The organism is Actinomadura sp. NPDC049382 (assembly GCF_040677125.1).
In the GTDB taxonomy this organism is placed as follows: domain Bacteria; phylum Actinomycetota; class Actinomycetes; order Streptosporangiales; family Streptosporangiaceae; genus Spirillospora; species Spirillospora geliboluensis.
The window spans coordinates 1-24203 of record NZ_JBFARO010000093.1; the positions used below are offsets into that span (position 1 = coordinate 1).

At 73.3% G+C, this 24203-nt stretch carries 19 protein-coding genes; 10 read left to right on the forward strand and 9 right to left on the reverse strand.

The genetic code is table 11. The features are described 5' to 3' along the window. The 5 genes from AB0K34_RS34425 to AB0K34_RS34445 all read left to right on the forward strand — a co-directional run. The coding region (locus tag AB0K34_RS34425) for an arginine deiminase family protein (RefSeq protein WP_364553114.1) at nt 1-927 on the forward strand (927 nt) is incomplete at its 5' end. Continuing rightward, the gene (argF, locus tag AB0K34_RS34430) at nt 924-1859 is read left to right on the forward strand and encodes an ornithine carbamoyltransferase (RefSeq protein WP_301175400.1); all 936 of its coding nucleotides are present in this window, start codon (nt 924-926) and stop codon (nt 1857-1859) included. The genes AB0K34_RS34425 and argF, both read left to right, overlap by 4 nt. Continuing rightward, on the forward strand, nt 1856-2773 hold the full coding sequence (locus AB0K34_RS34435) for a carbamate kinase (RefSeq protein WP_301175399.1): 918 nt from the start codon (nt 1856-1858) through the stop codon (nt 2771-2773). The genes argF and AB0K34_RS34435 overlap by 4 nt, the downstream gene beginning before the upstream one ends. After that, entirely contained in the window at nt 2766-4127 is a 1362-nt protein-coding gene (locus tag AB0K34_RS34440; RefSeq protein WP_301175398.1) for an NAD(P)/FAD-dependent oxidoreductase, read from the forward strand. Before AB0K34_RS34435 ends, AB0K34_RS34440 begins: the two co-directional genes overlap by 8 nt. Nucleotides 4128-4349: 222 nt before the next feature. Further along, nucleotides 4350-5207, forward strand: coding sequence for an alpha/beta hydrolase (locus AB0K34_RS34445; protein WP_364553115.1), 858 nt, complete (start codon nt 4350-4352; stop codon nt 5205-5207). Between the two features lie 144 nt (nt 5208-5351). Here the strand turns inward: AB0K34_RS34445 and AB0K34_RS34450 are convergent, their stop codons facing one another. Beyond that, the gene (locus tag AB0K34_RS34450; protein WP_301175396.1) at nt 5352-6344 is read right to left on the reverse strand and encodes a LacI family DNA-binding transcriptional regulator; all 993 of its coding nucleotides are present in this window, start codon (nt 6342-6344) and stop codon (nt 5352-5354) included. Between the two features lie 261 nt (nt 6345-6605). Here AB0K34_RS34450 and AB0K34_RS34455 point away from each other — a divergent pair, with 261 nt between their 5' ends. The 3 genes from AB0K34_RS34455 to AB0K34_RS34465 all read left to right on the forward strand — a co-directional run bounded on the left by AB0K34_RS34455 (nt 6606) and on the right by AB0K34_RS34465 (nt 11655). Beyond that, nucleotides 6606-8006: a glycoside hydrolase family 16 protein gene (locus AB0K34_RS34455; protein WP_301175395.1), complete on the forward strand. Its 1401-nt coding sequence runs from the start codon at nt 6606-6608 to the stop codon at nt 8004-8006. A gap of 163 nt (nt 8007-8169) precedes the next feature. Continuing rightward, entirely contained in the window at nt 8170-8817 is a 648-nt protein-coding gene (locus tag AB0K34_RS34460; RefSeq protein WP_301175394.1) for an ATP-binding cassette domain-containing protein, read from the forward strand. A gap of 174 nt (nt 8818-8991) precedes the next feature. Next, nucleotides 8992-11655, forward strand: a complete 2664-nt coding sequence (locus AB0K34_RS34465) for a cellulose binding domain-containing protein (protein WP_301175393.1) — start codon at nt 8992-8994, stop codon at nt 11653-11655. 44 nt (nt 11656-11699) lie between these two features. Here AB0K34_RS34465 and pabB read toward each other — a convergent pair whose 3' ends face one another. Then, a complete protein-coding gene (gene pabB, locus AB0K34_RS34470) occupies nt 11700-13778 on the reverse strand; it encodes an aminodeoxychorismate synthase component I (protein ID WP_301175392.1) in 2079 nt (692 codons plus the stop codon). Nucleotides 13779-14019: 241 nt separating this feature from the next. On the opposite strand from pabB, the gene AB0K34_RS34475 reads away from it, so the two are divergent. Then, nucleotides 14020-16524 (forward strand): DUF4118 domain-containing protein, encoded by a 2505-nt coding sequence (locus tag AB0K34_RS34475; protein WP_301175391.1) that lies wholly within the window; start codon nt 14020-14022, stop codon nt 16522-16524. Continuing rightward, nucleotides 16521-17189 carry a response regulator gene (locus AB0K34_RS34480; RefSeq protein ID WP_301175390.1) on the forward strand — a complete coding sequence of 223 codons (669 nt, stop codon included), beginning with the start codon at nt 16521-16523 and terminating at the stop codon, nt 17187-17189. The genes AB0K34_RS34475 and AB0K34_RS34480 overlap by 4 nt, the downstream gene beginning before the upstream one ends. Here AB0K34_RS34480 and AB0K34_RS34485 read toward each other — a convergent pair. The 7 genes from AB0K34_RS34485 to AB0K34_RS34515 all read right to left on the reverse strand — a co-directional run bounded on the left by AB0K34_RS34485 (nt 17186) and on the right by AB0K34_RS34515 (nt 24153). Then, on the reverse strand, nt 17186-18085 hold the full coding sequence (locus AB0K34_RS34485) for a potassium-transporting ATPase subunit C (RefSeq protein WP_301175389.1): 900 nt from the start codon (nt 18083-18085) through the stop codon (nt 17186-17188). The two genes, AB0K34_RS34480 and AB0K34_RS34485, sit on opposite strands and share 4 nt — an antisense overlap. 1 nt (nt 18086) lies before the next feature. Further along, on the reverse strand, nt 18087-20210 hold the full coding sequence (gene kdpB / locus AB0K34_RS34490; RefSeq protein WP_301175388.1) for a potassium-transporting ATPase subunit KdpB: 2124 nt from the start codon (nt 20208-20210) through the stop codon (nt 18087-18089). Then, entirely contained in the window at nt 20207-21871 is a 1665-nt protein-coding gene (gene kdpA, locus AB0K34_RS34495; RefSeq protein ID WP_301175387.1) for a potassium-transporting ATPase subunit KdpA, read from the reverse strand. The genes kdpB and kdpA overlap by 4 nt, the downstream gene beginning before the upstream one ends. Further along, nucleotides 21872-21961: a potassium-transporting ATPase subunit F gene (locus AB0K34_RS34500; RefSeq protein ID WP_138636037.1), complete on the reverse strand. Its 90-nt coding sequence runs from the start codon at nt 21959-21961 to the stop codon at nt 21872-21874. Between the two features lie 234 nt (nt 21962-22195). Further along, on the reverse strand, nt 22196-23392 hold the full coding sequence (locus AB0K34_RS34505; protein ID WP_301175386.1) for a DUF6596 domain-containing protein: 1197 nt from the start codon (nt 23390-23392) through the stop codon (nt 22196-22198). Between the two features lie 10 nt (nt 23393-23402). Continuing rightward, entirely contained in the window at nt 23403-23741 is a 339-nt protein-coding gene (locus AB0K34_RS34510; RefSeq protein ID WP_301175385.1) for a YciI family protein, read from the reverse strand. A gap of 13 nt (nt 23742-23754) precedes the next feature. After that, entirely contained in the window at nt 23755-24153 is a 399-nt protein-coding gene (locus tag AB0K34_RS34515) for a VOC family protein (protein ID WP_138636041.1), read from the reverse strand. Nucleotides 24154-24203 lie beyond the last annotated feature (50 nt).

The window sequence follows — 24203 nt, forward strand, 5'->3', positions numbered from 1 at the left end:
GACATGGACCCCCACACCCTCACCCGCCACCTCATCGGCGGACTCACCAAACAAGAACTCGGCCTGGCCGCCCACAGCCTGCTCCTGGCCTCCCTGGACGACGGCGACTTCGTCCTGGCGCCCCTGCCCAACCACCTCTACACCCGCGACCCGTCCGCCTGGATCTACGGCGGCGTGACGCTGCATCCGATGGCCAAATCCGCGCGTCGCCGCGAGACGGTCCATTTGGACGCCCTCTACCGGCACCACCCCATGTTCACCGGCGCCGACATCCCCGTCTGGTACCGGGGCACCGATTTCGCCCTGCCCTCCATCGAGGGCGGCGACATCCACGTCCTCGGCGACGGCGTCGTGCTCATCGGCATGAGCGAACGCACCACACCACAGGCCATCGAGCTCCTCGCCCAGCGGCTGTTCGCCGCCGGCCGGGCCCACCACATCGTCGCCGCGCAACTGCCCAAGCAGCGCGCGTTCATGCACCTGGACACCGTCATGACCATGGTCGACCGCGACGCCTTCGCCGTCTACCCCGAACTCCCCCCGCTGCGCTCCTACACCCTCACCCCCGGCACCGGCGCAACCGTCACCGTCGACGACAACGACGCGCTGTTCCCCGCCATCGCCCGCGCCCTCGGCCTGCCCCGCGTCCGCGTCCTGTCCGCCGCACAGGACGTGCGGGCCGCCGAACGCGAGCAATGGGACGACGGCGACAACGTCCTGGCCCTCGAACCCGGCGTCGTCGTCGCCTACGAACGCAACATCACCACCAACACCATGCTCCGCCGCAACGGCATCGAGGTCATCACCATCCCCGGCGGAGAACTCGGCCGCGGACGCGGCGGCCCCCGCTGCATGAGCTGCCCCCTCCAACGCGACGAAGCGGCTCCCGGCGGCGGAACGACCCACGAGAACGAGGTGGCATCGTGAAGGACCTGCTGCGCATCGCCGACCTGGACGGCGACGACCTGACGCTGCTGCTGCGGCTGTCGGCCGACTTCCACCGGGTGCCCGACTCCGCGCACGACCTGCTCGCCCATCAGATCGTGCCGATGTACTTCGCCAAACCTTCCACCCGCACCCGGCTGTCCACCGCCGCAGCGGTCACCCGACTCGGCGGCACACCCATCGCCGTCGGCCCCGACGAACTACAACTGCGCCGGGGCGAGACCATCGGCGACACCGCCCGGGTGATGGGCTCCTACTCGGCGGCGATCGTGATCCGCACGTACGCCGACGGCGACGTCACCGACCTCGCCGCCGCAGCACCCATCCCGGTCGTCAACGCCCTGACCGACGGACACCACCCGCTCCAAGCCATCGCCGACCTGCTCACCGTCCAGCAGCACTTCGGCCGCCTGCGCGGCCACCGCGTCGCCTACTTCGGGGACGGCGGCAACGTCGCCCGCAGCCTGATGGAGGCCGCGGCCCTCGCCGGAATGGACGTCGCGATCGCCACCCCGCCCGGCTACGCGCCGCCCGAGGAGGCCGTCGCCTTCGCCACCGCCGAGGGGCGGCGGCGCGGCGGAGCCGTCCTGGTGACCGATGACCCGGCCGAGGCGGTCAAGGACGCGAGCGTCGTCTACACCGACGTCTGGCTGTCCATGGGCGACGTCGAGGACGACCGGGCACGCCGCACCGCCGCGCTCGCGCCCTACCGGGTGGACGAGCGGCTGATGGCCCAGGCCCGCGACGACGCCGTCTTCATGCACTGCCTGCCCGCCCACCGCGGCCAAGAGGTCACCGCCAGCGTCATCGACGGCGCCCGCTCTCTGGTCTTCCAGCAGGCCGCCAACCGGCTGCCTGCCACCCAAGCCGTGCTGGCCGCGCTGCTCACCGAGCGCCTGGACGGACGGCCGTGAGGGTCGTCGCGGCCCTCGGCGGCAACGCGCTGCTACGCCGAGGCGAACCGCTCGACGCGTCCGTGCAGGTCGCGCACGTCCGCGAGGCCGTGGGCGGGCTGGCCGCGCTCGCGGACGGCAACGAGCTGATCGTCACGCACGGCAACGGCCCGCAGGTCGGGCTACTGGCCGTGGAGAGCGCCGCCGACCCGGCACTCTCCGCCCCCTACCCCCTCGACGTCCTCGGCGCCCAGACCCAAGGCATGATCGGCTACTGGCTCGCCCGCGAACTACGCCGCGCCCTCCCCGGCCGGGAGATCGCCGCGCTGCTCACCGAGACCGAGGTCGACCCGGAGGACCCCGCGTTCGGCGACCCGACCAAGTTCGTCGGCCGCACCTACGACGCGGCGGAGGCCGAGCGGCTGCGGGCCGAGCACGGCTGGACGATGCGCCGGGACGGCGACGCCTGGCGCCGGGTCGTCCCCTCCCCCGAGCCGCGCGCCATCGTGGAACTGCCGACGATCGCGCGCCTCACCGACGAGGGGTGCCTGGTCATCGCCGTGGGCGGGGGCGGCGTCCCCACCGACGGCGGCCATCGCGGCGTCGAGGCCGTCGTCGACAAGGACCTCGCGGCGGCGCTGCTCGCGACGCGGCTCAAGGCGGACGTGCTGCTGCTCCTCACCGACGTCCCCGCGATCGAGCGCGGCCACGGCACCGCGCGCGCCCGGCCCCTCCGCCGCGTCACCCCCGCGCTGCTGCGGCGGCTGCCGCTGCCGGCGGGGTCCATGGGGCCCAAGGCGGAGGCGGCGTGCCGCTTCGCCGAGCACCGCCGCGGCGCCGTCGCCGTGGTCGGCGCGCTCGCCGACGCGCCCGCGCTCCTGTCGGGGGCGGCGGGGACCCGAATTGAGGACAACGAAGGAGAACGGCATGAGTGACCAGGTCGATGTAGTGGTGGTCGGGCTCGGGCCCGGCGGCGAGTACGCCGCGGGCACCCTCGCCGAGGCCGGGCTGGACGTGGTCGGGATCGAGGCGGGGCTCGTCGGCGGCGAGTGCCCGTACTGGGGATGCGTCCCCAGCAAGATGATGATCCGCGCCGGGAACGCGCTCGCCGAGGCGGGGCGCGTTCCCGTGCTGGCCGGCGAGGGCAAGGCGGTCCCCGACTGGAGCCGGGTCGCCGCGCGCGTCCGGTCCGAGGCCACCAACGGCTGGAACGACGAGGCGGCCGCCGACCGCCTGACGGCCAAGGGGGTGCGGCTCGTGCGGGAGCGGGGGCGGCTCGCGGGCCCGCGCCGGGTCACCGTCGGCGACCGCACGTTCGAGGCCCGGCGCGGTGTGCTCCTGGCGACCGGTTCGCAGCCGCGCATCCCGCCGATTCCGGGCCTGGAGGGGACGCCGTACTGGACGAACCGGGAGGCCATCGAGGCGGCGGAGATGCCGGCCTCCCTGCTCGTGCTCGGCGGCGGCGCGATCGGCGTCGAGCTCGCGCAGGTCTACGCCCGCTTCGGCTGCGCGGTCACCGTCCTGGAGGGCGGGGAGCGGCTGCTCGCCCGCGAGGAGCCCGAGGCCGGGGAGCTCGCCGCGCGGGCGCTGCGGGCCGACGGCGTCACCGTCCGCACCGGCGCCGGGGCCGTCGACTTCGAGCACGACGGGACGGCGTTCGAGGCCCTGCTCGAAGGCGGTCTGGAGCCGGTCCGCACGGAGCGCCTGCTGGTCGCGACCGGACGCGGCAGCGACCTGGCCGCGCTGGACGTCGGCACCGTCGGCCTCGACCCCGCCGCCCACGCGGTGCCCACCGACGGGCAGATGCGGGCGGCCGAGGGGCTGTGGGCGGTCGGCGACATCACCGGCCACGGCGCGTTCACGCACATCTCGATGTACCAGGCGCAGATCGCCGTCCGCGACATCCTGGGCCGCCCCGGCCGCGACGCCGACTACCGGGCGCTGCCCCGCGTCACGTTCACCGACCCGGAGATCGGGGCGGTCGGGATCACCGAGCGGCAGGCGCGCGACCGGGGGATGCGGGTGCGCACCGGCCTGGCGCCGATCCCGGAGTCCGCCCGCGGCCGGATCCACGGCCCCGGCAACGCGGGGTTCGTCAAGCTCGTCGAGGACGCCGACCGCGGCGTGCTGGTCGGCGCGACGTCGGCCGGGCCGGCCGGCGGCGAGGTGCTGTACGGGCTGAACGTCGCCGTCCACGCCGAGACGCCGACCGATCTCCTCAAGCACATGATCTACACGTATCCGACCTTCCACCGGGCCGTGGAGGCGGCGCTGCACGCCCTCCACTGACACCACCGAAAACCGTGCCCCGCCATGGAGAAATCTTGACATTTCTGCATGGGAATGTGTCACAGGGGCAGCCGATATCCGGTCATTAATCATGAGTCGATCGCCCCGCGATCGATCCGGGCCGGACGGCCGTCACGGGTGCGAACGAAAATGGCCCATAAAGCCGATTCCCCCATTGCCGGCGCCGTCCCAACGGGCCCGTCCATCGAACAGGAGAAAACCATGACCAGTTCTCCCGGCCAGCCTGCCGGCCGTCTCAGGAGGAGACCCGCCGCGGCGGCCCTCGTGCTGGCAGCCGCCCTCGTCCTGACGAGCATCGTCCAGACGCAGAGCGCGTTCTCGCAGGAGAAGCGGCATCGGACGGCGAAGCCCACGATCGTGCTCGTGCACGGGGCCTGGGCCGACGCGTCGAGCTGGAACAAGGTCGTCACCAGGCTCCAGGGCGACGGGTATCCCGTCGTTGCGGTCGCCAATCCGCTGCGGTCATTGTCCGGCGACGCCGCGTTCGTGCGCACCTTCCTGGAATCCCAGAAGGGGCCCGTCGTCCTCGTCGGCCATTCCTACGGCGGCGCCGTGATCACCAATGCGGCCACGGGGAGCGCGAATGTCAAGGCGCTCGTCTACGTGAACGCGTTCGCGCCGGACGAGGGCGAGTCCGCCACCGCGCTCGCGGGCCCGGATTCCGCACTCTCGGTGGACCCGACGACCGTTTTCGACTTCGTTCCCGGCACCCTGCCGCCCACCGCGACGACCGACCTCTACCTCAAGAGGTCGACCGTCTTCACCTCGTTCGCGACCGGGCTGGACGCGAGGGACAAGGCGCTCGTGACGGCCACCCAGCGGCCGGCCACGGTCGGCGCGCTCAACGAGCCGTCGGCGGCCCCGGCCTGGCGGGGCATCCCGTCCTGGTACCTCATCGGGAAGAACGACAAGATCATCCCGGCCGCCGCCGAGCGGGCCATGGCGAAGCGGGCCGGCTCCACGGTCGCCGAGTACGACGCCGGGCACCTCGGCTTGATGACGCAGCCCGGGACCGTCACCCGGGTCATCGAGCGGGCCGCGAGGTCGAGCGCCGGCTAGCGGTACGACGCACGGCCGGCGGGTCCGGGCCCCTAGGGGACCGGACCCGCCTGGTCGCGTGCCTGGGTCAGGCCGTCAGCCCGCTGACGTCGCCGAGTGCCGGTGGCGGCCAGGGGAGGCCGCCGCTACCGGGGCGGCCGCGGTTCAGGTGGAGTCGCGGACGATGAGCTCCGTGGGAAGGACCACCGGCTCGGCCGGCCCCTCGCCGCCGGTGAGGAGCATCCGGACGGCGGCCCGCGCCACCTCGGCGACCGGCTGGCGGACGGTGGTCAGCGGCGGGTCGGTGTAGCGGGCGGCGTCGATGTCGTCGAAGCCGACGACGGCGACGTCGTCCGGGACGCGCCGCCCCGCCTTCCGCAGCGCGTGCAGGGCACCGGCCGCCATCAGGTCGTTCGCCGCGAACACCGCGTCGAGACCGGGGTCGTCCTCCAGGAGCTGCGCCATGGCCGCCGCCCCCGACTCGCGGGTGAAGTCGCCCAGCGCGGCCAGGGACCTGCGGTCGGTGCCGGAGAGGACCTCGCGGTACCCGGCGAGCCGGTCCAGCCCGGCGGACATGTCGGGCGGGCCGGTGATCGCGGCGATGCGCCGCCGCCCCGTGGCCAGGAGGTGCTCCACGGCGGCGCGCGCGCCGCCGACGTTGTCGGCGTCGCAGTACGGCGGCCTGGCCGTGGACACGGGGCGGCCGTGCGACACGACGGGCACGCCCGTCCGCAGGAGGGCCGCCGGCAGCGGGTCCGCGCCGTGCTGGGAGAGCAGGATGACGCCGTCCACATGCCGGCCCGCGACGTACCGCTCCACCCTCGCCTGGCCCGCCGGGGTGGACGGCATCATGAGCACGACCTGCTTGTCGGCGGCCTCCAGCTCCTGGCTCACGGCGCGGACGACCGACAGGAAGAAGGGGTCGTCGGAGAACACCCGCGCGGGCGGCTCGGAGACGACGAGCCCGATCGACCCGGTGCGCTGGGTCACCAGGCTGCGGGCGGCCGAGTTCGGGATGTAGCCGAGCTCCTCCACGGCGCGCAGGACGGCCGTGCGTATCCGCGGGTTCACCGTGGCGGAGCCGTTGACCACGCGCGACACCGTGGCCCGCGAGACCCCGGCCCTGGCCGCCACGGCCTCCAGCGTGGGACGTTTCATGCCCGCCTCTCCACCATCAGGGATCGACCTTACGCGCGCCGGCCGGGCGCGAACCCGCGCCTTCACGAGAGAGCGATTTCTCGAAAAGAGCAAAACCGAGTTGGTGAACATAGGAGACCTGGTCATAGGCATATTCGCAAGCTCTCGACCGCGAGAGAGCGCTCTCTCGACCTCTTGACGGAGGTCCCCGGGCGGGTGACATTGAGCGCACCAGAGGCAGGCACCCCGCGCTTGCTCCCACCCTCTCTGGAGGTTCCCGCCATGATCCCACCGAGACGTCCCCGGTTCTGGCGCCGGCCCGCGCTCGCCGTGCTCGCCGCCGCGCTCCCGGCCGCGGCCGCGGTCGCCGTCGCCGTGACGCCGCCGACGGCCGGCGCGTCCGTCCCGCCGCCCCCGTCCGGCTGGAGCCTGGTCTGGAGCGACGACTTCGACGGCGCCGCCGGGGCACGTCCCTCGGCGGCCAACTGGATCATCGACACCGGCCACGGCTACCCCGGCGGGCCGGGAAACTGGGGCACCGGCGAGATCCAGAACTACACCGCCGACCCCGCCAACGTCAGCCTGGACGGCGGCGGCAACCTGCGGATCACCCCCGTCAAGACCGCTTCGGGCGAGTGGACGTCGGCCCGCATCGAGACGCAGCGCACCGACTTCAAGCCCGCCGACGGGCGCGTGCTGCGCATCGAAGGGCGCATCCAGATGCCCAACGTGACGGGCGCGCAGGCGCTCGGCTACTGGCCCGCGTTCTGGGCGCTCGGGTCCCCGTACCGGGGCAACTACCAGAACTGGCCGTCGATCGGCGAGTTCGACATCATGGAGAACGTCAACGGGATCAACTCCGTCTGGGGCGTCCTGCACTGCGGGACGAATCCGGGCGGCCCCTGCAACGAGACGAACGGGATCGGCGCGAGCCGCGCCTGCCCGGGGACGTCCTGCCAGGGGGGCATGCACACCTACCGCTTCGAGTGGGACCGCAGCGTCAGCCCCAACCAGCTGCGCTGGTACGTGGACGGCCAGCAGTTCCACAGCGTCGGCCAGAACCAGCTCGACGCCGGGACGTGGGCGAACATGACCGGCCACGGCGGCTACTTCCTGCTGCTGAACGTGGCCATGGGCGGCGGGTTCCCCAACGGCGTCGCCGGGCGCGGCACGCCCACCGCGGACACCGTCTCGGGGCGTCCCATGCTGGTCGACTACGTCGCGGTCTGGCAGAGCGGCGGCTCGACCACGCCGCCGCCGACGGGCGACACGGTCGACGCCCGCTCGACGATCCAGGCGGAGGGCAGCGACGCGCAGTCGGGCACGCAGACGGAGACCACGACCGACACCGGCGGCGGCCAGAACGTCGGCCACATCGGCAACGGCGACTGGCTGCGCTATGACCGCGTCGCGTTCGGCGGCACCCCGGCGACGCAGTTCAAGGCCAGGGTCGCCTCGGGCGCGGCGGCCGGGGTCAGCGGCCTGGTGCAGGTGCGGCTGGACAGCCCGGCCGGCCCGGTGATCGGCGACTTCGCGATCGCGAACACCGGCGGCTGGCAGAGCTGGCGGACGGTCCCCGCCAACATCGCCGGAACGACCGGCACCCACACCGTCTACCTCACCTTCAGCAGCGGCCAGCCGGCCGACTTCGTCAACGTCAACTGGTTCACCTTCGCGAGCTGACCCCTTCACCGCCCGGCCGCCGTCCCGCCGAGAGACCGGCGGCCGGGCCAGTTCTTACGGACTGCGAACGACCAGGCGCCGACGGGGCGGGCGGCGGCCGGGCGGCCGTACAGTCCCAGGTAAGTGATCTTGAGGGCGCCGGTAGGGCGGCTTGGGGGGACGCATGGAGCCGGTGATCCGGGTTCGGAATCTGCGGGTGGGCGGCCGGGAGAAGGCCGCGGGCGTGTCGTTCGACGTGGCGGCCGGGGAGGTGTGCGCGCTTCTCGGCCGGCCGGGGTCGGGCAAGACGGCCGTCCTGGAGGCGGTGGCGGGGCTGCGGCGCCCCATGTCCGGGTCGGTGCGGGTGAAGGGGGTCGACCCGTACGGGGGCCGGGACGGACTCCGCCTGGGCGCGGTCTGGCGGGAGGGCGGCGACCACGCGGGCTTCACCGTCGAGGAGATCGCCGAGTCCTTCCGCCGCTGGACGATCGACCCGCTGACGAGTGCGGACGCGCTGGAGCTGACCGGTCTCGGCGGCCTGGCGGCGGTGCGCTTCGAGCGGCTGACCGCCGGGCAGCGGCGCCTGCTGGATCTGGCGCTGGCCCTGCTGAACCGCTCCGACGTCCTCTTCCTGGACGATCCCCTGGCGGGCCTCGACAGCGGCACGGTCGAGCGGATCTGGGCGGTGCTGCGCGATCTGGCGGGCTCGGGGGCGGCGATCCTGCTCTCCACGCGCTCCCTCGCCGAGGCGTCCCACGCCGACCGGACCAGCGTCGTCGACGAAGGCCGGGCGGGCCCCCGCGCGGTGTCTCCGCGTTCACGGGCCGCGTAGCCGCCGAACCGCACGATCTTCGCGGTCACCGGACGCCACCCGGCCCTCAGTTTTCATGCGGCGGGGCGCGTTCGGGCTGGTGAGCGGGGCCCGCCATGAAAGGCGAACGCCGGGCGTTGACGGATCGAAGCGCTTCGATCAGCCTCCTGGGCACCGGGACACCAAGGAGGCGCCATGCCCGCACGAAGATCATCGACCGCCGCCGTCGCGGCGGCACTGGCCGCGCTCGCGCTGGTCGCCGCGATGGTCGCGGTGATGGCGGCGGTCGCTCCCCGCCCCGCCGCCGCGGCCGAGACCTACACCTGGCGGAACGTGCGGATCGACGGCGGCGGGTTCGTGCCCGGCATCGTCTTCAGCCGCAAGGAGAAGAACCTCGTCTACGCCCGCACCGACATCGGCGGCGCGTACCGGTGGGACCAGGCGAACGGGCGGTGGATCCCGCTGCTCGACTGGGCCGGCTGGGACGAGTGGGGCTACAACGGCGTGATCAGCCTGGCCGCCGACCCGGTGGACGCCGACCGGGTGTACGCGGCGGTCGGGATGTACACCAACGACTGGGACCCCAACAACGGCGCCGTGCTGCGCTCGGCCGACCGGGGCCGGACATGGGACATCGCGGAACTGCCGTTCAAACTGGGCGGCAACATGCCGGGACGCGGCATGGGCGAACGGCTCGCCGTAGACCCCAATGACAACCGGGTGCTGTATCTGGGCACGCCTGAAGGGCATGGTCTCTGGCGCAGCACCGACCGGGGTGCGACCTGGACGAAGGTGAACAGCTTCACCAATCCGGGCGACTACTCCGACGATCCGAGTGACACGACCGGTTACGCCAGTCACCGGCCCGGCGTCGTCTGGGTGACGTTCGACGAGAGCACCGGAACGTCCGGCACGCCCACCAGGACGATCTACGCGGGCGTCGCCGACAAGGCGAACACCGTCTACCGGAGTACGGACGCGGGCGCGACGTGGGAGCGCCTAGCGGGCCAGCCCACCGGCTACATCGCGCACAAGGGCGTACTGGACGCGTCCAACCATGCGCTTTACATCGCCACAAGCGATACGGCCGGCCCTTACAGCGGCGCCAAGGGCGACGTGTGGAAGTACAACACGCAGTCGGGCGCGTGGACGCAGATCAGCCCTGTGCCGTCCAGCAGTTCCGACGACTATTTCGGCTACAGCGGCCTCACCGTCGACCGGCAGCACCCGGGGACGCTGATGGTGGCGACGCAGGTGTCCTGGTGGCCCGACATGATCATGTGGCGGAGCACCGACGGCGGCGCGTCCTGGACGCGCATCTGGGACTGGACGAGCTACCCGAACCGCAGCTTCCGCTACACCCAGGACGTCTCCTCGGTGCCCTGGCTGACGTTCGGGACGAACCCGGCGCCGCCCGAGGTCACGCCGAAGCTCGGCTGGATGAACGAGTCGGTGGAGATCGACCCGTTCGACTCCGACCGGCTGATGTACGGGACGGGCGCGACGATCTACGGCACCGGGGACCTCACCCGGTGGGACGCCGGCGGCAAGATCACGATCAAGCCGATGGTGACGGGGCTGGAGGAGACCGCCGTCCTCGACCTGATCAGCCCGCCGTCCGGCGCGCCGCTGGTCAGCGGGCTCGGCGACATCGGCGGGTTCCGGCACGCCGATCTGGGCGCGGTGCCGTCGTCGATGTTCACCCAGCCGGTGTTCACCAGCACGACCAGCCTCGACTACGCCGAGGGCGACCCGAGCGTCATGGTGCGGGCGGGGAACTTCACCGATTCCGACCGCCCCGATGACAGCCATGTCGCGTTCTCGACCGACGGCGGGGCCAACTGGTTCCAGGGCACCGAGCCGAGCGGCATCAACAGCGGCGGCACGGTCGCGGCGTCGGCGGACGGGAGCCGGTTCGTGTGGGCGCCGGGCGACGCCGGGCAGCAGGTCGTGCACTCGGCCGGGTTCGGCAACTCCTGGAGCGCGTCGTCCGGCGTCCCGGCCAACGCGATCGTCGAGTCCGACCGGGTGAACGCGAGCAAGTTCTACGCCTTCGCCGGAGGACGGTTCTACGTCAGCGCGAACGGCGGCCAGTCGTTCGCGGCGACGGCGGCGGCCGGGCTGCCGTCCAGCGGCGTCCATTTCAAGGCGCTGCCCGGCAAGGAGGGCGACGTCTGGCTCGCCGGTGACACCGGCCTGTTCCACTCGACCGACTCCGGCGCGAGCTTCACCAAGGCCGGGGGCATCTCCAAGGCCGTGAACGTCGGGTTCGGCAAGGCCGCCCCCGGCGCGAACTATCCCGCGCTCTATCTGGTCGGGACGGTCAACGGCGTCACCGGCCTGTTCCGGTCGAACGACGCGGGCGGTGCCTGGACGCGCGTCAACGACGACCAGCACCAGTACGGCAACGCGGGCGAGGCCCTCACCGGCGACCCGCGCGTCTACGGCCGCGTCTATCTCGGTACGAACGGGCGGGGCATCATCTACGGCGACACGTCCGACACGACGCCGTCGAGCCCGCCGGTGACCAGCGACCCGCCCACCACCGACCCGCCGTCTGACGGAGGCTGCACGGCCACCTACAAGACGACCGGTTCGTGGGGAGGCGGCTTCCAAGGCGAGGTCACCGTCAAGAACACCGGGACGGCCGCGACCAAGTCGTGGAAGGTGTCCTGGACGTTCGGCGGCGGCCAGTCGGTGTCCCAGTTCTGGGGCGCCAAGGTGACGCAGGCCGGTGCGTCGGTCACCGCGGCGAACGAGTCCTGGAACGGGACGCTCGCGCCCGGGGCCGGCACGACGTTCGGTTTCATCGGCACCGGTTCGCCCGAGTCCGTCACTCCCGCCTGCGGCGGCGAGTGACACCGGGGGGCGGGACGGCCGGGCGCGCTCCCGTCCCGCCCCCTTCAGCCGCCGCCCACGAGGGCCGCCTCGGCGGCCGGCGCGGCGGGCGGCCCGGGGAACGGGACGCCGAGCAGGCGGAGCAGCGGCGCGGCCTTGACCGCGGTCTCCACGAACTCGTCGGCCGGGTCCGACAGCGCGGTGACGGCGCCGCCGATGCCGAACTCGACGCGCCCCGGCGTGGCGACGGCGGTGCGGATCACGATGCTGAAGTCGGCCGCCCCCGACAGCGAGAAGTAGCCGAGCGCGCCGGAGTACACGCCGCGCGGGCCCTCCTCCAGCCGGTCGATGATCCGCATGGTGCGGATCTTCGGCGCGCCCGTCATCGAGCCGCCGGGGAACGCCGCCCGCACGCACCGCACCGCCGAGACGTCCGGGCGGAGCCGGGCCCGGACCGTGCTGACCAGCTGGTGGACGGTCGTGTAGCTCTCCACGGCGAACACCGGATCGGCGGTGACCGACCCGGTCTCGGCGACGCCGCCGAAGTCGTGCCGGACGAGATCGACGATCATCAGGTTCTCCGCGCGGTCCTTCGCGCTCACCGCGAGGTCCGCGCGCAGCCGCCGGTCCTCGGCCGGGTCGGGCGAGCGCGGCCGGGTGCCCTTGATCGGCTTGGACTCGGCCGCCCCGTCCGCCGAGACGCGCAGGAAGCGCTCGGGCGAGGAGCTGAGCACCGACAGGTCGCCGAACCGCAGCAGCGCTCCGAACGGCACCGGATCACCGCGCCGGAGGCGGCGGTAGAGGTCCCACGGGTCCGCGCGGACGGCGGCGGTGAGCATGTTCGTCAGGCAGACCTCGTAGGTCTCGCCGGCGATGATCTCCCGCAGGCATTCCGCGATCTTGTCGAGGTAGCGGGGGCGGCCGTGCCTCAGGACGATCTCGGACGGCGCCGGAACCGGGCCCGGCTCGTCCGGCGGCGCGAGGTCCGCCAGGCGGGTCTCCATGGCGTCCAGCCAGGCCAGCGCGTCGCGCTCGTCCCCGGCAGGGCAGAGCGCCAGCAGGTGGACGGCGCCCTCCGCGTGGTCGAACGCCACGGCCCGGTCGGCGAAGACCATGGCGGCGTCGGGGTGCGGTGAGGGGTGCGCCCGCGCGCCGCCGGTCTCGGCCTTGAGCTCGTAGCCGAGGTAGCCCACCCAGCCGAGCGCGAACCCGAACGGCAGGTCCGGGACGTCGGCCGCGTGGGCGCGCAGGTCGGCGTCGAGCCAGTCGAAGAAGGACGCCCGCTCGACCCGCTCCCGCCCGCCCGCCGACTCGATCGTCAGGTCTCCGGTCTCCACGTCGAACGCGGCGAACCGCGCCAGCGGGCCGGAGGCGTCGCCCATGAACGAGAACCGTCCGCCGTGCTCGCCGGTGCGGCTGCTGTCCAGCCAGAACGCCCGGTCGGACGCGGCGAACAGCGCGCCGAACACGTCCTCGGCCACCGCCGGCGCGCCCAGCCGCCGCGCGATCACCCGGTAGGGCGCGGCTCGCCGCGCCGGAGCGGCGGCCCGGCCCCGCGCGGGCTTCGCGGCGACCGGCCCGGCCTGCACGAGGAAGTTCGCGATGATGCGCCGCCCATGCTCCGTGCACACCGATTCCGGGTGGAACTGGACGCCCCAGATCGGCCGCCGGGTGTGCCGCACGCCCATCAGGACCCCGTCGGGCGTCCAGGCGATCGGCTCCAGCACGGGCGGCAGGTCGTCCGCGACGAGCGAGTGGTACCGCACCGCCGTGAACGGCGACGGCACGCCCCGGAACAGGGCGTCGCCGGTGTGCTCGACCGGCGAGGTCAGCCCGTGCCTGACCTCCGGGGCGGGCTTGACGCGCCCGCCGAAGTGGTGGCAGATCCCCTGGTGCCCGAGGCAGACGCCGAGCAGCGGGATCCGGGCGTGCTCGATCACGTCCGCGCAGATCCCGAAGTCGCCCGGCCGGTCCGGCGAGCCGGGGCCGGGCGAGATGACCACGGCGTCGAACGGGTCGAGCAGGTCCGCGCGCCACGCCGCCTCGTCGTTGCGCAGCACGGCGGGCTCGGCGCCCGCCTCGGCCACGTACTGGACGAGGTTGCCGGTGAACGAGTCGTAGTTGTCGATGATCAGGGTCCGCACCGACCGCGCCGCCTCCGCATTGATGTCCGGCCTGACCCGGTTACACCCGAAACGGTACTCGACGCGACCGGGACGGCCCCGCCCAAGGTACGCGCCCGCCCTCCCGCGTACGGAACGCGTGAAGGATGGCCGCGTCCGCGTATGGATCGCGTCAAGACGGGACGGATCCGGGTGCGCCGGGCGTTTCCTTCCAGGTGACGCCACCAAGGGTGGGTGGTCTTCGGCCTGGAAGGATGGGGGCATGGCCAGGGGGCAGCTCCGCGTCTACCTGGGGGCCGCCCCCGGCGTGGGGAAGACGTACGCGATGCTGGCGGAGGCGCGGCGGCGGCTCGACCGCGGCACCGACGTGGTCGTCGGCTACGTCGAGACGCACGACCGTCCGCGCACCGAGGCGCTGCTGGACGGCCTGGAGGTCGTCCCGCGCCGGACGGTGACCTACCGGGGCGCCGCGTTCGCCGAGCTGGACGTCGCCGCGGTGATCGAGCGCGCGCCGGCGGTGGTGCTGGTCGACGAGCTGGCGCACACGAACCCGCCCGGCGCCGGGCACGCCAAGCGCTGGGAGGACGTCGAGCAGATCCGCGACGCCGGGATCGACGTCATCTCGACCGTGAACGTCCAGCACCTGGAGTCGGTCAACGACGTCGTCGAGCAGATCACCGGGGTGGTGCAGCGCGAGACCGTCCCGGACGAGGTGGTCCGCCGCGCCGACCAGGTGGAGCTGGTCGACATGGCGCCGGAGGCGCTGCGGCGGCGGATGGCGCACGGCAACGTGTACCGGCCGGAGAAGGTGGACGCGGCCCTCTCGAACTACTTCCGGGTCGGCAACCTGACGGCGCTGCGGGAGCTGGCGCTGCTGTGGCTGGCCGGCAAGGTGGACGACCAGCTCGACCGGTACCGGGCCGACCACGGCATCGGCGGGACGTGGGAGGCGCGCGAGCGGATCGTGGTCGCGCTGACCGGCGGCCCGGAGGGCGACGCGCTGCTGCGCCGCGCCACCCGCATCGCCGCCCGCTCGAAGGGCGCCGACCTGCTCGCCGTGCACGTCGCGCGCGGCGACGGCCTCGCCGGGGCGCGGCCGGGCGACCTGGCCCGGCAGCGGCAGGCCGTGGAGGGGCTCGGCGGCACCTACCACCAGGTGGTGGGCGACGACGTGCCGGGCGCGCTGCTGGACTTCGCGCGCGGCGCGAACGCGACCCAGCTGGTGCTGGGCGTGTCGCGGCGCGGGCGGTTCGCGCAGCTGCTGCGGCCGGGCGTCGGGGTGACGACGACGGCGCGGTCCGGCTCGATCGACGTGCACATGGTCACGCACGACCAGGCGCGGCGCGGCGTCGCGCGGCGGGGCCGCGCGGAGGGCCTGCCGCCGAGCCGCCGGCTCGGCGGGTTCCTGCTGGCCCTCGCCGGGCTGCCGCTGCTGACGTTCGGGCTGCTGGCGGCCCGCCCGGCGATCTCGCTGCCGTCCGACATCCTGTTCTTCCTGGCGGCGGTGGTCGCGATCGCGCTGGTCGGCGGGATGCGGGCGGCGCTGTTCACGGCCGTCGCCGGGTTCCTGCTGCTCAACTGGTACTTCACCCCGCCCGTCCACCGCTTCACCGTCGCCGCGGAGGAGAACCTGCTGGCGCTGGCGGTGTTCGTGCTGGTCGGGGTCGGTGTGAGCGTCGTGGTGGACCGCGCCGCGCGGCGCTCCCGGGAGGCGGCGCGGCTGGGCGCGGAGGCGGAGGTCCTGTCGACGCTGGCGGGGGACGTCCTGCGCGGCGAGCACGCCCTGGACGCGGTGCTCGGCCGGCTCCGCGAGACGTTCGGGCTCACCTCGGTCACGCTGCTGGAGCGCCCGTCCGGGGACGGGGACTGGCGGATCGTCGCGACCGTCGGGGGCCGCCCGTGCGGGGCGCCCGGCGACGGCGACGCCGAGATCCCGGTGGGGGACGATCTGACGCTGGCGATCCGGGGCCGTCCGATGCCCGCCGGGGACCGCCGCGTCCTGGAGGCGTTCGCGGTGCAGGCGGCGGGGGCGCTGCGGCAGCAGCGGCTGCGGGCCGAGGCGGAGAAGGCCCGCCCGCTGGAGGCCGCCGACCGGATGCGGACCGCGCTGCTCAACGCCGTCAGCCACGACCTGCGCACGCCGCTGGCCTCGGCGAAGGCCGCGGTGGACAGCCTCAGCAGTACCTCGATCGCCTGGACGGAGGAGGAGCGCGCCGAACTGCTCGACACGGCGCAGCTCTCCCTGGAGCGGCTGGACCGGCTCGTCGCGAACCTGCTCGACATGAGCCGACTGCAGGCGGGCGTGCTCGGCATCGCCGCCCGCCCGCTGGCGCTGGACGAGATCGTGCCGCGCGCCCTCGACGACCTCGGCGGCGGCGACGTGACGGTCACGCTCGCCCCTGACCTCCCCGAGGTGTCGGCCGACCCGGCGCTGTTCGAACGCGTGCTCGTCAACCTGATCGCCAACGCGCTGCGGCACAGCCCGCCCGGCGCGCCCGTCCTCATCACCGCCGGCGCCATCCTGGACCGGGTGGAGCTGCGCATCGCCGACCGCGGCCCCGGCATCCCGGAGGCCGAGCGGGAGCGGGCGTTCCTGCCGTTCCAGCGGCTCGGCGACCGCGACAACCACACCGGCGTGGGGCTCGGGCTCGCGCTGGCGCGCGGGCTGACCGAGGCGATGGGCGGCGCGCTGATCCCCGAGGACACCCCGGGCGGCGGCCTCACGATGATCGTGTCGCTGCCCGCGCACCGGAAGGAGGCCGCATGACGCGCGTGCTCGTCGTGGACGACGAACCCCAGCTGCTGCGGGCGCTGCGGATCAACCTGCGCGCCCGCGACTACGAGGTGGACGTCGCCGCCGACGGCACCACCGCGCTGCGCCGGGCCGGTGCGTGGCATCCCGACCTGGTCGTCCTCGACCTGGGGCTGCCCGATCTGGAGGGCATCGAGGTGATCCACGGGCTGCGCGGCTGGACCGAGGTCCCGATCATCGTGCTGTCGGGGCGGGCGGGCAGCCGCGACAAGGTCGAGGCGCTGGAGGCCGGCGCCGACGACTACGTCACCAAGCCGTTCGACATCGAGGAGCTGGTGGCCCGGATCCGCGCGGTGTCGCGCCGGGCGCCGTCCGCCGAGGCGGTGGCCGCGACCGTCGAGGTGGGCGGGCACACGATCGACCTGGCCGCGAAGACGGTGTCGGACGGCGTGCACCTGACGCCGACCGAATGGCGGCTGCTGGACGTCCTGCTCCGCAACCCGGGCAAGCTCGTCGCGCAGCAGCAGCTCCTCACCACGGTGTGGGGCCCGGCGTACAAGAGCGAGACGCATTACCTGCGCCAGTACATGGCCCAGCTTCGGCGCAAGCTGGAGAACGACCCGGCCCATCCCCGGCACCTGCTGACGGAACCGGGGATGGGCTACCGCTACCAGCCCTAACGGGCGGGGTAGGCGTGGTCTAGGGCGAGGTTGAGCTTCAGCACGTTCACGGCCGGCTCGCCCATGAAGCCAAGGGCGCGTCCAGTGGTGTTCTGCTGGACGAGCCGCTCGACCTGCGCGGCCGGGACGCCGCGCGCCTCGGCGACCCGCGTGACCTGGAGGTCGGCGTAGGCCGGGGAGATGTGCGGGTCGAGGCCGCTGCCGCTCGCGGTGACGGCGTCCGGCGGGACGGCGGGGTCGGCCGGGGCGTCGCCCCGGACGGGGACGGTCAGGCCCTTGGCGTAGTCCTCGCCGAAGCGGGCCAGGTCGACCTTGACGCCCTTGTAGGACGCGACGAACGGGGCCTTCACCACGCCCTGCTCCTCGTTCACGCTGACGACGCGGGTCGGGTGCGGGACCGTCCCGTCCGGGGTTCGGTGCCCGAAGACGGCCAGCACCGCGCCGACGCCGCCGGGCGTGCAGTACGGGCGCGCCCCGCTCACCCCGTTGAACTCGCCGACCGCCTTGCTGCGCTCGCAGACCTGGGTGAGGAGGCTCTGCCGCGCGTCGGGGTCGTCGGCGCCGAGCTTCGGGTCGGGCAGGGTGTCGACGACGTCCTCCGGGCCGAGGTTGCTCGCCCCGGACGCGGCGGGGTCGTAGTCCCCGGCGGACGGGCGGCTCTGGAAGTACTGCCGCAGCGGCTCGCCGTCCTTGCCGGTGAAGGACTGGCCGATCAGGGCGCTGCCGGCCGTCCGGCCGTTCGCGGAGACGAGGGAGCCGTCGGCGCGGTCGTTCAGGCCGGGCAGCCGCCCGGCCGCGTAGACGGCCAGCGGGTAGGCGGCGCCGAGCAGCACGGTCAGCGCGAGCAGGGCCCGCACCGCCGCCAGATGCACCCGGAACCAGGCAGGAAACCGCATGTCACGACACCCCCGGAAGGAACTGGACGAACAGGTCGATGATCTTGATGCCGACGAACGGGGCGACGAGCCCGCCGAGCCCGTACACGCGCAGGTTGCGGGACAGCAGCCGGGACGCGCCGCCGGGCCGGTAGGGCACCCCGCGCAGCGCGAGCGGGATCAGCGCGACGATGATCAGCGCGTTGAACACGACCGCGGACAGGATCGCCGACTCCGGGCTGTGCAGCCGCATGACGTTCAGCGCGTCCAGCCCCGGATACAGGCCCGCGAACAGCGCCGGGATGATCGCGAAGTACTTGGCGATGTCGTTGGCGATGGAGAAGGTGGTGAGCGCGCCGCGCGTGATGAGCAGCTGCTTGCCGATCTCGACGATCTCGATGAGCTTGGTCGGGTCGGAGTCGAGGTCGACCATGTTGCCCGCCTCCTTGGCGGCGGACGTGCCGGTGTTCATCGCCACCCCGACGTCGGCCTGCGCGAGGGCGGGCGCGTCGTTGGTGCCGTCCCCGGTCATCGCGACGAGCCGGCCGCCGGCCTGCTCCCGCTTGATCAGGGCGAGCTTGTCCTCGGGGCGGGCCTCGGCGAGGAAGTCGTCCACCCCGGCCTCGTCGGCGATCGCCCTGGCGGTCAGCGGGTTGTCGCCGGTGATCATCACGGTGCGGATGCCCATCCGGCGCATCTCGTCGAACCGCTCCCGCATGCCCTCCTTCACGACGTCCTTCAGGTGGACGACGCCGAGGACGCGGGCCGCGCCGCCCGTCCGCTCCCCCACGACGAGCGGGGTGCCGCCGGACGCGGAGATGCCGTCCACGATCGAGGCCAGGTCGGACGGGACGGCGCCGCCGTTCTCGCGCACCCACTCGGCCACCGCCCCGGCGGCGCCCTTGCGCAGGTGCCGCTCGGGCGCGCCGTCGAGGTCGACGCCGCTCATCCGGGTCTGCGCGCTGAACGGCACCCAGGTGGCGTGGCTCAGCTCGCCGGGCGTGCGTTCGCGCAGGCCGTAGCGCTGCTTGGCGAACACGACGACCGAGCGGCCCTCGGGCGTCTCGTCGGCCAGGCTGGACAGCTGCGCGGCGTCGGCCAGCGCGTCCTCCCCCACCCCGGCGACGGGGACGAAGGCCGCGGCCTGCCGGTTGCCGAGCGTGATCGTCCCGGTCTTGTCGAGCAGCAGCGTGCCGACGTCGCCCGCCGCCTCGACCGCGCGGCCGCTCATTGCGAGGACGTTGCGCTGGACGAGCCGGTCCATGCCGGCGATGCCGATCGCCGACAGCAGCGCCCCGATCGTCGTCGGGATCAGGCAGACCAGCAGCGACACCAGCACGATGCCGGTCACGCCGTGCCCGCCGAGGGCGGGGCCGTCGGGGACGCCCGGGTTGACGTCCTTGGCGTAGATCGCCATCGGCTGGAGCGTCGCGACCGCCAGCAGGAACACGATGGTGAGCGCGGCGAGCAGGATGTTGAGCGCGATCTCGTTCGGCGTCTTCTGCCGGCTCGCGCCCTCCACCAGGGCGATCATCCGGTCCACGAACGACCGGCCGGGCTCCTGGGTGATCTCCACGACGATCCGGTCCGACAGCACCCGCGTCCCGCCGGTCACCGCGGACCGGTCGCCGCCGGACTCGCGGATCACCGGCGCGGACTCGCCGGTGATCGCCGACTCGTCCACGCTGGCGATGCCCTCGACGACGTCGCCGTCCCCGGGGATGATCTCCCCGGCCTCGACGACCACCCGGTCACCGCGGCGCAGCTCGGGCGCCGGGACCCGCTCCTCGGTCGTGCCGGCGAGGCGGCGCGCGACCACGTCGGTCTTGGCCTTGCGCAGCGAGTCGGCCTGCGCCTTGCCGCGCCCCTCCGCCACCGCCTCCGCGAGGTTCGCGAAGAGCACGGTCAGCCAGAGCCAGGCGACGATCAGCCAGCCGAACACGCTCGGGTCGAGGACGGCGAGGACGGTCGTCCACACGGCACCGACCTCGACGATGAACATGACGGGGTTGCGCCACAGCGTGCGCGGGTCGAGCTTGCGGAACGCCTCCGGAAGCGACCTGGCCAGCTGCGCGGGGTCGAGCAGCCCGCCGGGTCCGCGCTGGGCCGGCCGCGCGGGCGCGGGTTCGATGGTCTGCGTCGTCATGAGCCGATCCCTTCGGCGAGCGGGCCGAGCGCGAGCGCGGGCAGGAAGGTCAGCGCGACCAGGACGACGGTGACGCCGACGACCATCCCGACGAACTGCGGGCGGTGGGTCGGCAGCGTCCCGGCCGACTCGGGCACGGCGCCCTGCCGTGCCAGCGACCCGGCCAGCGCGAGGACGAACACGATCGGCAGGAACCGGCCGAACGCCATGCACAGGCCGAGCGCGGTGTCGTAGAAGACGGTGTTCACGGTCAGCCCGGCGAAGGCGGACCCGTTGTTGTTGGACGCCGACGTGAACGCGTACAGCACCTCGCTGAAGCCGTGCGGGCCGCCGTTGAGCATGCCCGCGCGGCCCTCCGGGAGCGCGATGGCGACCGCCGTCCCGGCCAGCACGAGGGCGGGCGTCGTCAGGAAGTACAGGGCCGCGAACGTGATCTCGCGGCGGCCGATCTTCTTGCCGAGGTACTCGGGGGTGCGGCCGACCATGAGCCCGGCGACGAACACGGTGACGACGGCGAGGATCAGCATCCCGTACAGGCCGGAGCCGACGCCGCCGGGCGCGACCTCGCCCAGCATCATGTTGATCATCGTCATCATGCCGCCGAGGCTCGTGTAGGAGTCGTGGAAGGAGTCGACGGCGCCGGTCGAGGTCAGCGTGGTCGCGCCCGCGAACGTCGCGGAGTTCGCGACGCCGAACCGCGTCTCCACGCCCTCCATCGCCGCCCCGGCGGCGGTCGGCACCGTGCCGTGGTGCGCGAGCTGGAAGGCGTTGACGAGCGAGACGCTGATGAGCGCGATCGTGCCCATCACGGCGAGGATCGCGTAGCCCTGCCGGTTCTGCCCGACGAGGCGGCCGAACGTCCGGCACAGCGCGATCGGGATCAGCAGGATGAGGAAGATCTCCAGCCAGTTCGTCCAGGCGGCCGCGTTCTCGAACGGGTGTGCGGAGTTGGCGTTGTAGAAGCCGCCGCCGTTGGTGCCGAGGAGCTTGATGACCTCCTGGCTCGCGACCGGCCCGCCCGGGATCAGCTGCCGCGCCCCGGTGATCGTGTCGGCGGCGTGGCCGCCGCTGAAGTTCTGCACCAGCCCGCCCGCGATCAGGAGCACGGCGCCGGCGAAGGCGATGGGCAGCAGGACGCGCAGGCAGGTGCGGGTCAGGTCGACCCAGAAGTTGCCGAGCCGGTCGGTCTTCTTCCGCGCGAACCCGCGGATCAGCGCGACCGCGACGGACATGCCGACGGCGGCGGACACGAAGTTCTGCACCGCGAGGCCCGCCATCTGCACCAGGTGGCCCATCGTCGCCTCACCGGAGTACGACTGCCAGTTGGTGTTGGTGACGAAGCTGACCGCGGTGTTCCACGCCTGGTCCGGCTTGACCGGCCCGAACCCGAGGCTGAGCAGCAGGTGGTTCTGCAGGCGCTGCAGCCCGTACAGGAAGAGGATTCCCGCCACGGAGAAGGCGAGGACGCTGCGGGCGTAGGCGCCCCAGGTCTGCTCGGCGTCCGGGTCGGCGCCCACGAGCCGGTAGGCGGCCCGTTCGGCCCGGCCGTGCTCCGGACGGCTGTAAACGCGGTACATGTAATCGCCGAGCGGCCGGTAGACCACGGCCAAGGCGAATACCAGGGACCCGAGGAAAAGAATCCCCGCGAGGGTCGTGTCCATTCAGAATCGCTCCGGGAACAGCAGTGCAGCGACCAGGAAAAGGATCAGTACCGCCGCGAGCCCGAGCCCGACGGCGTTCTCCGCGGTCACAGCTTCTCCACGCCCTTCACCAGCAGGCCGAGCAGGGCGAACACCGCCACGGTCAGCAGCACGAAGACGACGTCTTGCACGATCGGTGCCCCCATCGAATTCCCGGCGCGCGTTTCGGTCGGACGAATCCGACCATAGGGACGAATTTCCACCCGGCCGCCGTTCGCTACGCGATATTGACACCGCCGGCGCCGATCCTGACGCCGCCCTGACGCCCCCGCCGGCGGCGGGGGTTCAGGACCAGGTGAGGCGGTCGGCGAGCAGGGCCTGTTGAGCGGGATTCGCGGTGAGCGCGAGGGCGCGGCGGTCGGCCGTGTGGGCGTCGCGCTGGCGGCCGACGTCGCGCAGGAGTTCGGCGCGGGTCGCGTGGTACAGGTGGTGGCCGTCCAGCGCCTTGGCGAGCGGGTCAAGCTCGGCCAGCGCGGCCTCGGAGCCCCGGACGTAGCGGAGCGCGATGGCGCGGTGGAGCCGGACCACCGGGGACCGCGTCATGCCCAGCAGCATGTCGTACAGGACGAGGATCTGCGTCCAGTCGGTGTCGTCCCAGGTCGGGGCCTCCGCATGGCACGCGACGATCGCCGCCTGCACCTGGTACGGGCCGGGACGGCGCATCGCGGCGGCCCGTCCGATCAGCCGGGTCGCCTCCTTGACCGCGTCGTGGTCCCATTTCGTCCGGTCCTGGTCGCGCAGCAGGACGAGGTGCCCGGCGGCGTCGAAGCGGGCGGGCGTCCGGGCCTGGTGCAGCCTGATCAGGGCGAGCAGGCCGAGCACCTCCGGCCGGCGCGGCATCAGCCAGGCGAGGCTCTCGGCGAGCCACTGCGCGTCGTCGGCGAGGTCGCGGGCGTGCGGGCGGTCGCCGCCGCTCGTCAGGTACCCCTCGTTGAACAGCAGGTACACGACGGCGAGGACCTGGTCGAGGCGCTCGTCCAGCTCGCCGTCCGGCGGGATCCGGTACGGGATGCGCGCGTCGGTGATCTTGCGCTTGGCGCGGGTGATGCGCTGCGCGACCGTCGTCTCCGGAACGAGGAACGCGGCGGCGATCTGCCCGGTCGTCAGCCCGCACACCGTGCGCAGGGTGAGCGCCACCTGCGCGGGCACCGGCAGCGCGGGATGGCAGCAGGTGAACACCAGCTTGAGCCGGTCGTCGGGCTCGCCGGGCACCGGCCACTGGAGCCGGGCCAGCTTCTCCCGGTAGTTGGCCTGGCGGCGCAGCAGGTCGATGCCGCGGCGGCGGGCCGTGGTGAGCAGCCACGCGTCCGGGTGCTCGGGGATGCCCTCGGCGGGCCAGCGCTTCAGCGCGGTCTCCAGGGCGTCCTGCATGACGTCCTCGGCGGCGGAGAAGTCGCCGAGGGTCCGGATGAGGGACGCCGTGAGCCGGCCCGCGTGCTCGCGCAGCACGCGGGTCAGCTCGGCGTTCACCCTCTCGGTCACGCTGCGCCCGTCAGGTGAGCGGGCGGATCTCGACGACGGGGCAGGCGGGCCAGGACCGGGCGATGGCGAGGGCCTCGTCCAGATCGGCGACCTCCACCTCGGCGTAGCCGCTGACGACCTCCTTGCCCTCGACGAACGGGCCGTCGGTGAGGATCGGCTCGGGGCCGTCCAGGCGCATGGTGGTGGCGGTGTGCGCGGGCTGCAGGTGCCCGTGGTGGGTGATCTGCGCCGCGTGCCGCGCGAACCACTGGGCGACCTGCTCGTAGGACGCCTGGCGCTCGTCCTCGCTCATCGCGGCGAGCTCCGCGGCGAACTCCTCGGTCTCGATGAACATCAGCACGTACTTCATGTCGGTCTCCCCCTCAGCTCGCGGGCAGCGGCGCGTACAGGTCGATGCCGTTGCCGTCGGGGTCGAGGACGGTCGCGTAGCGCATGCCCCAGAACGCGTCCCACGGCTCCTTGGCTCCGGTGTACCCCGCTTCGGTCAGCTCGGTGTACTTGGCGTCGACGTCCGCCGGGGACCCGGCCTGGAAGGCGAGGAAGGTGCGCGGGCCGCCGGACGGCTTCGTCCAGCCGTCGACGGTCGGCCCGCGGAACTCCTCGGCGTCCAGCATCAGGTGCAGCCCGCCGGGCAGGTCGCAGCCCGCGTGGCCGGGGTAGGCGGCGTCGGTCTTGAACTCGACGCCGAGCCGGCGGTAGAAGGCGATGGCGGCGTCGATGTCGGCCACCACGATGTCGATCGTGTTCATCGTCAGGTCCATGACACGCTCCTTCGGGACGCCCCGTCATCCGGGGCGGTCGGTTGCCGTCA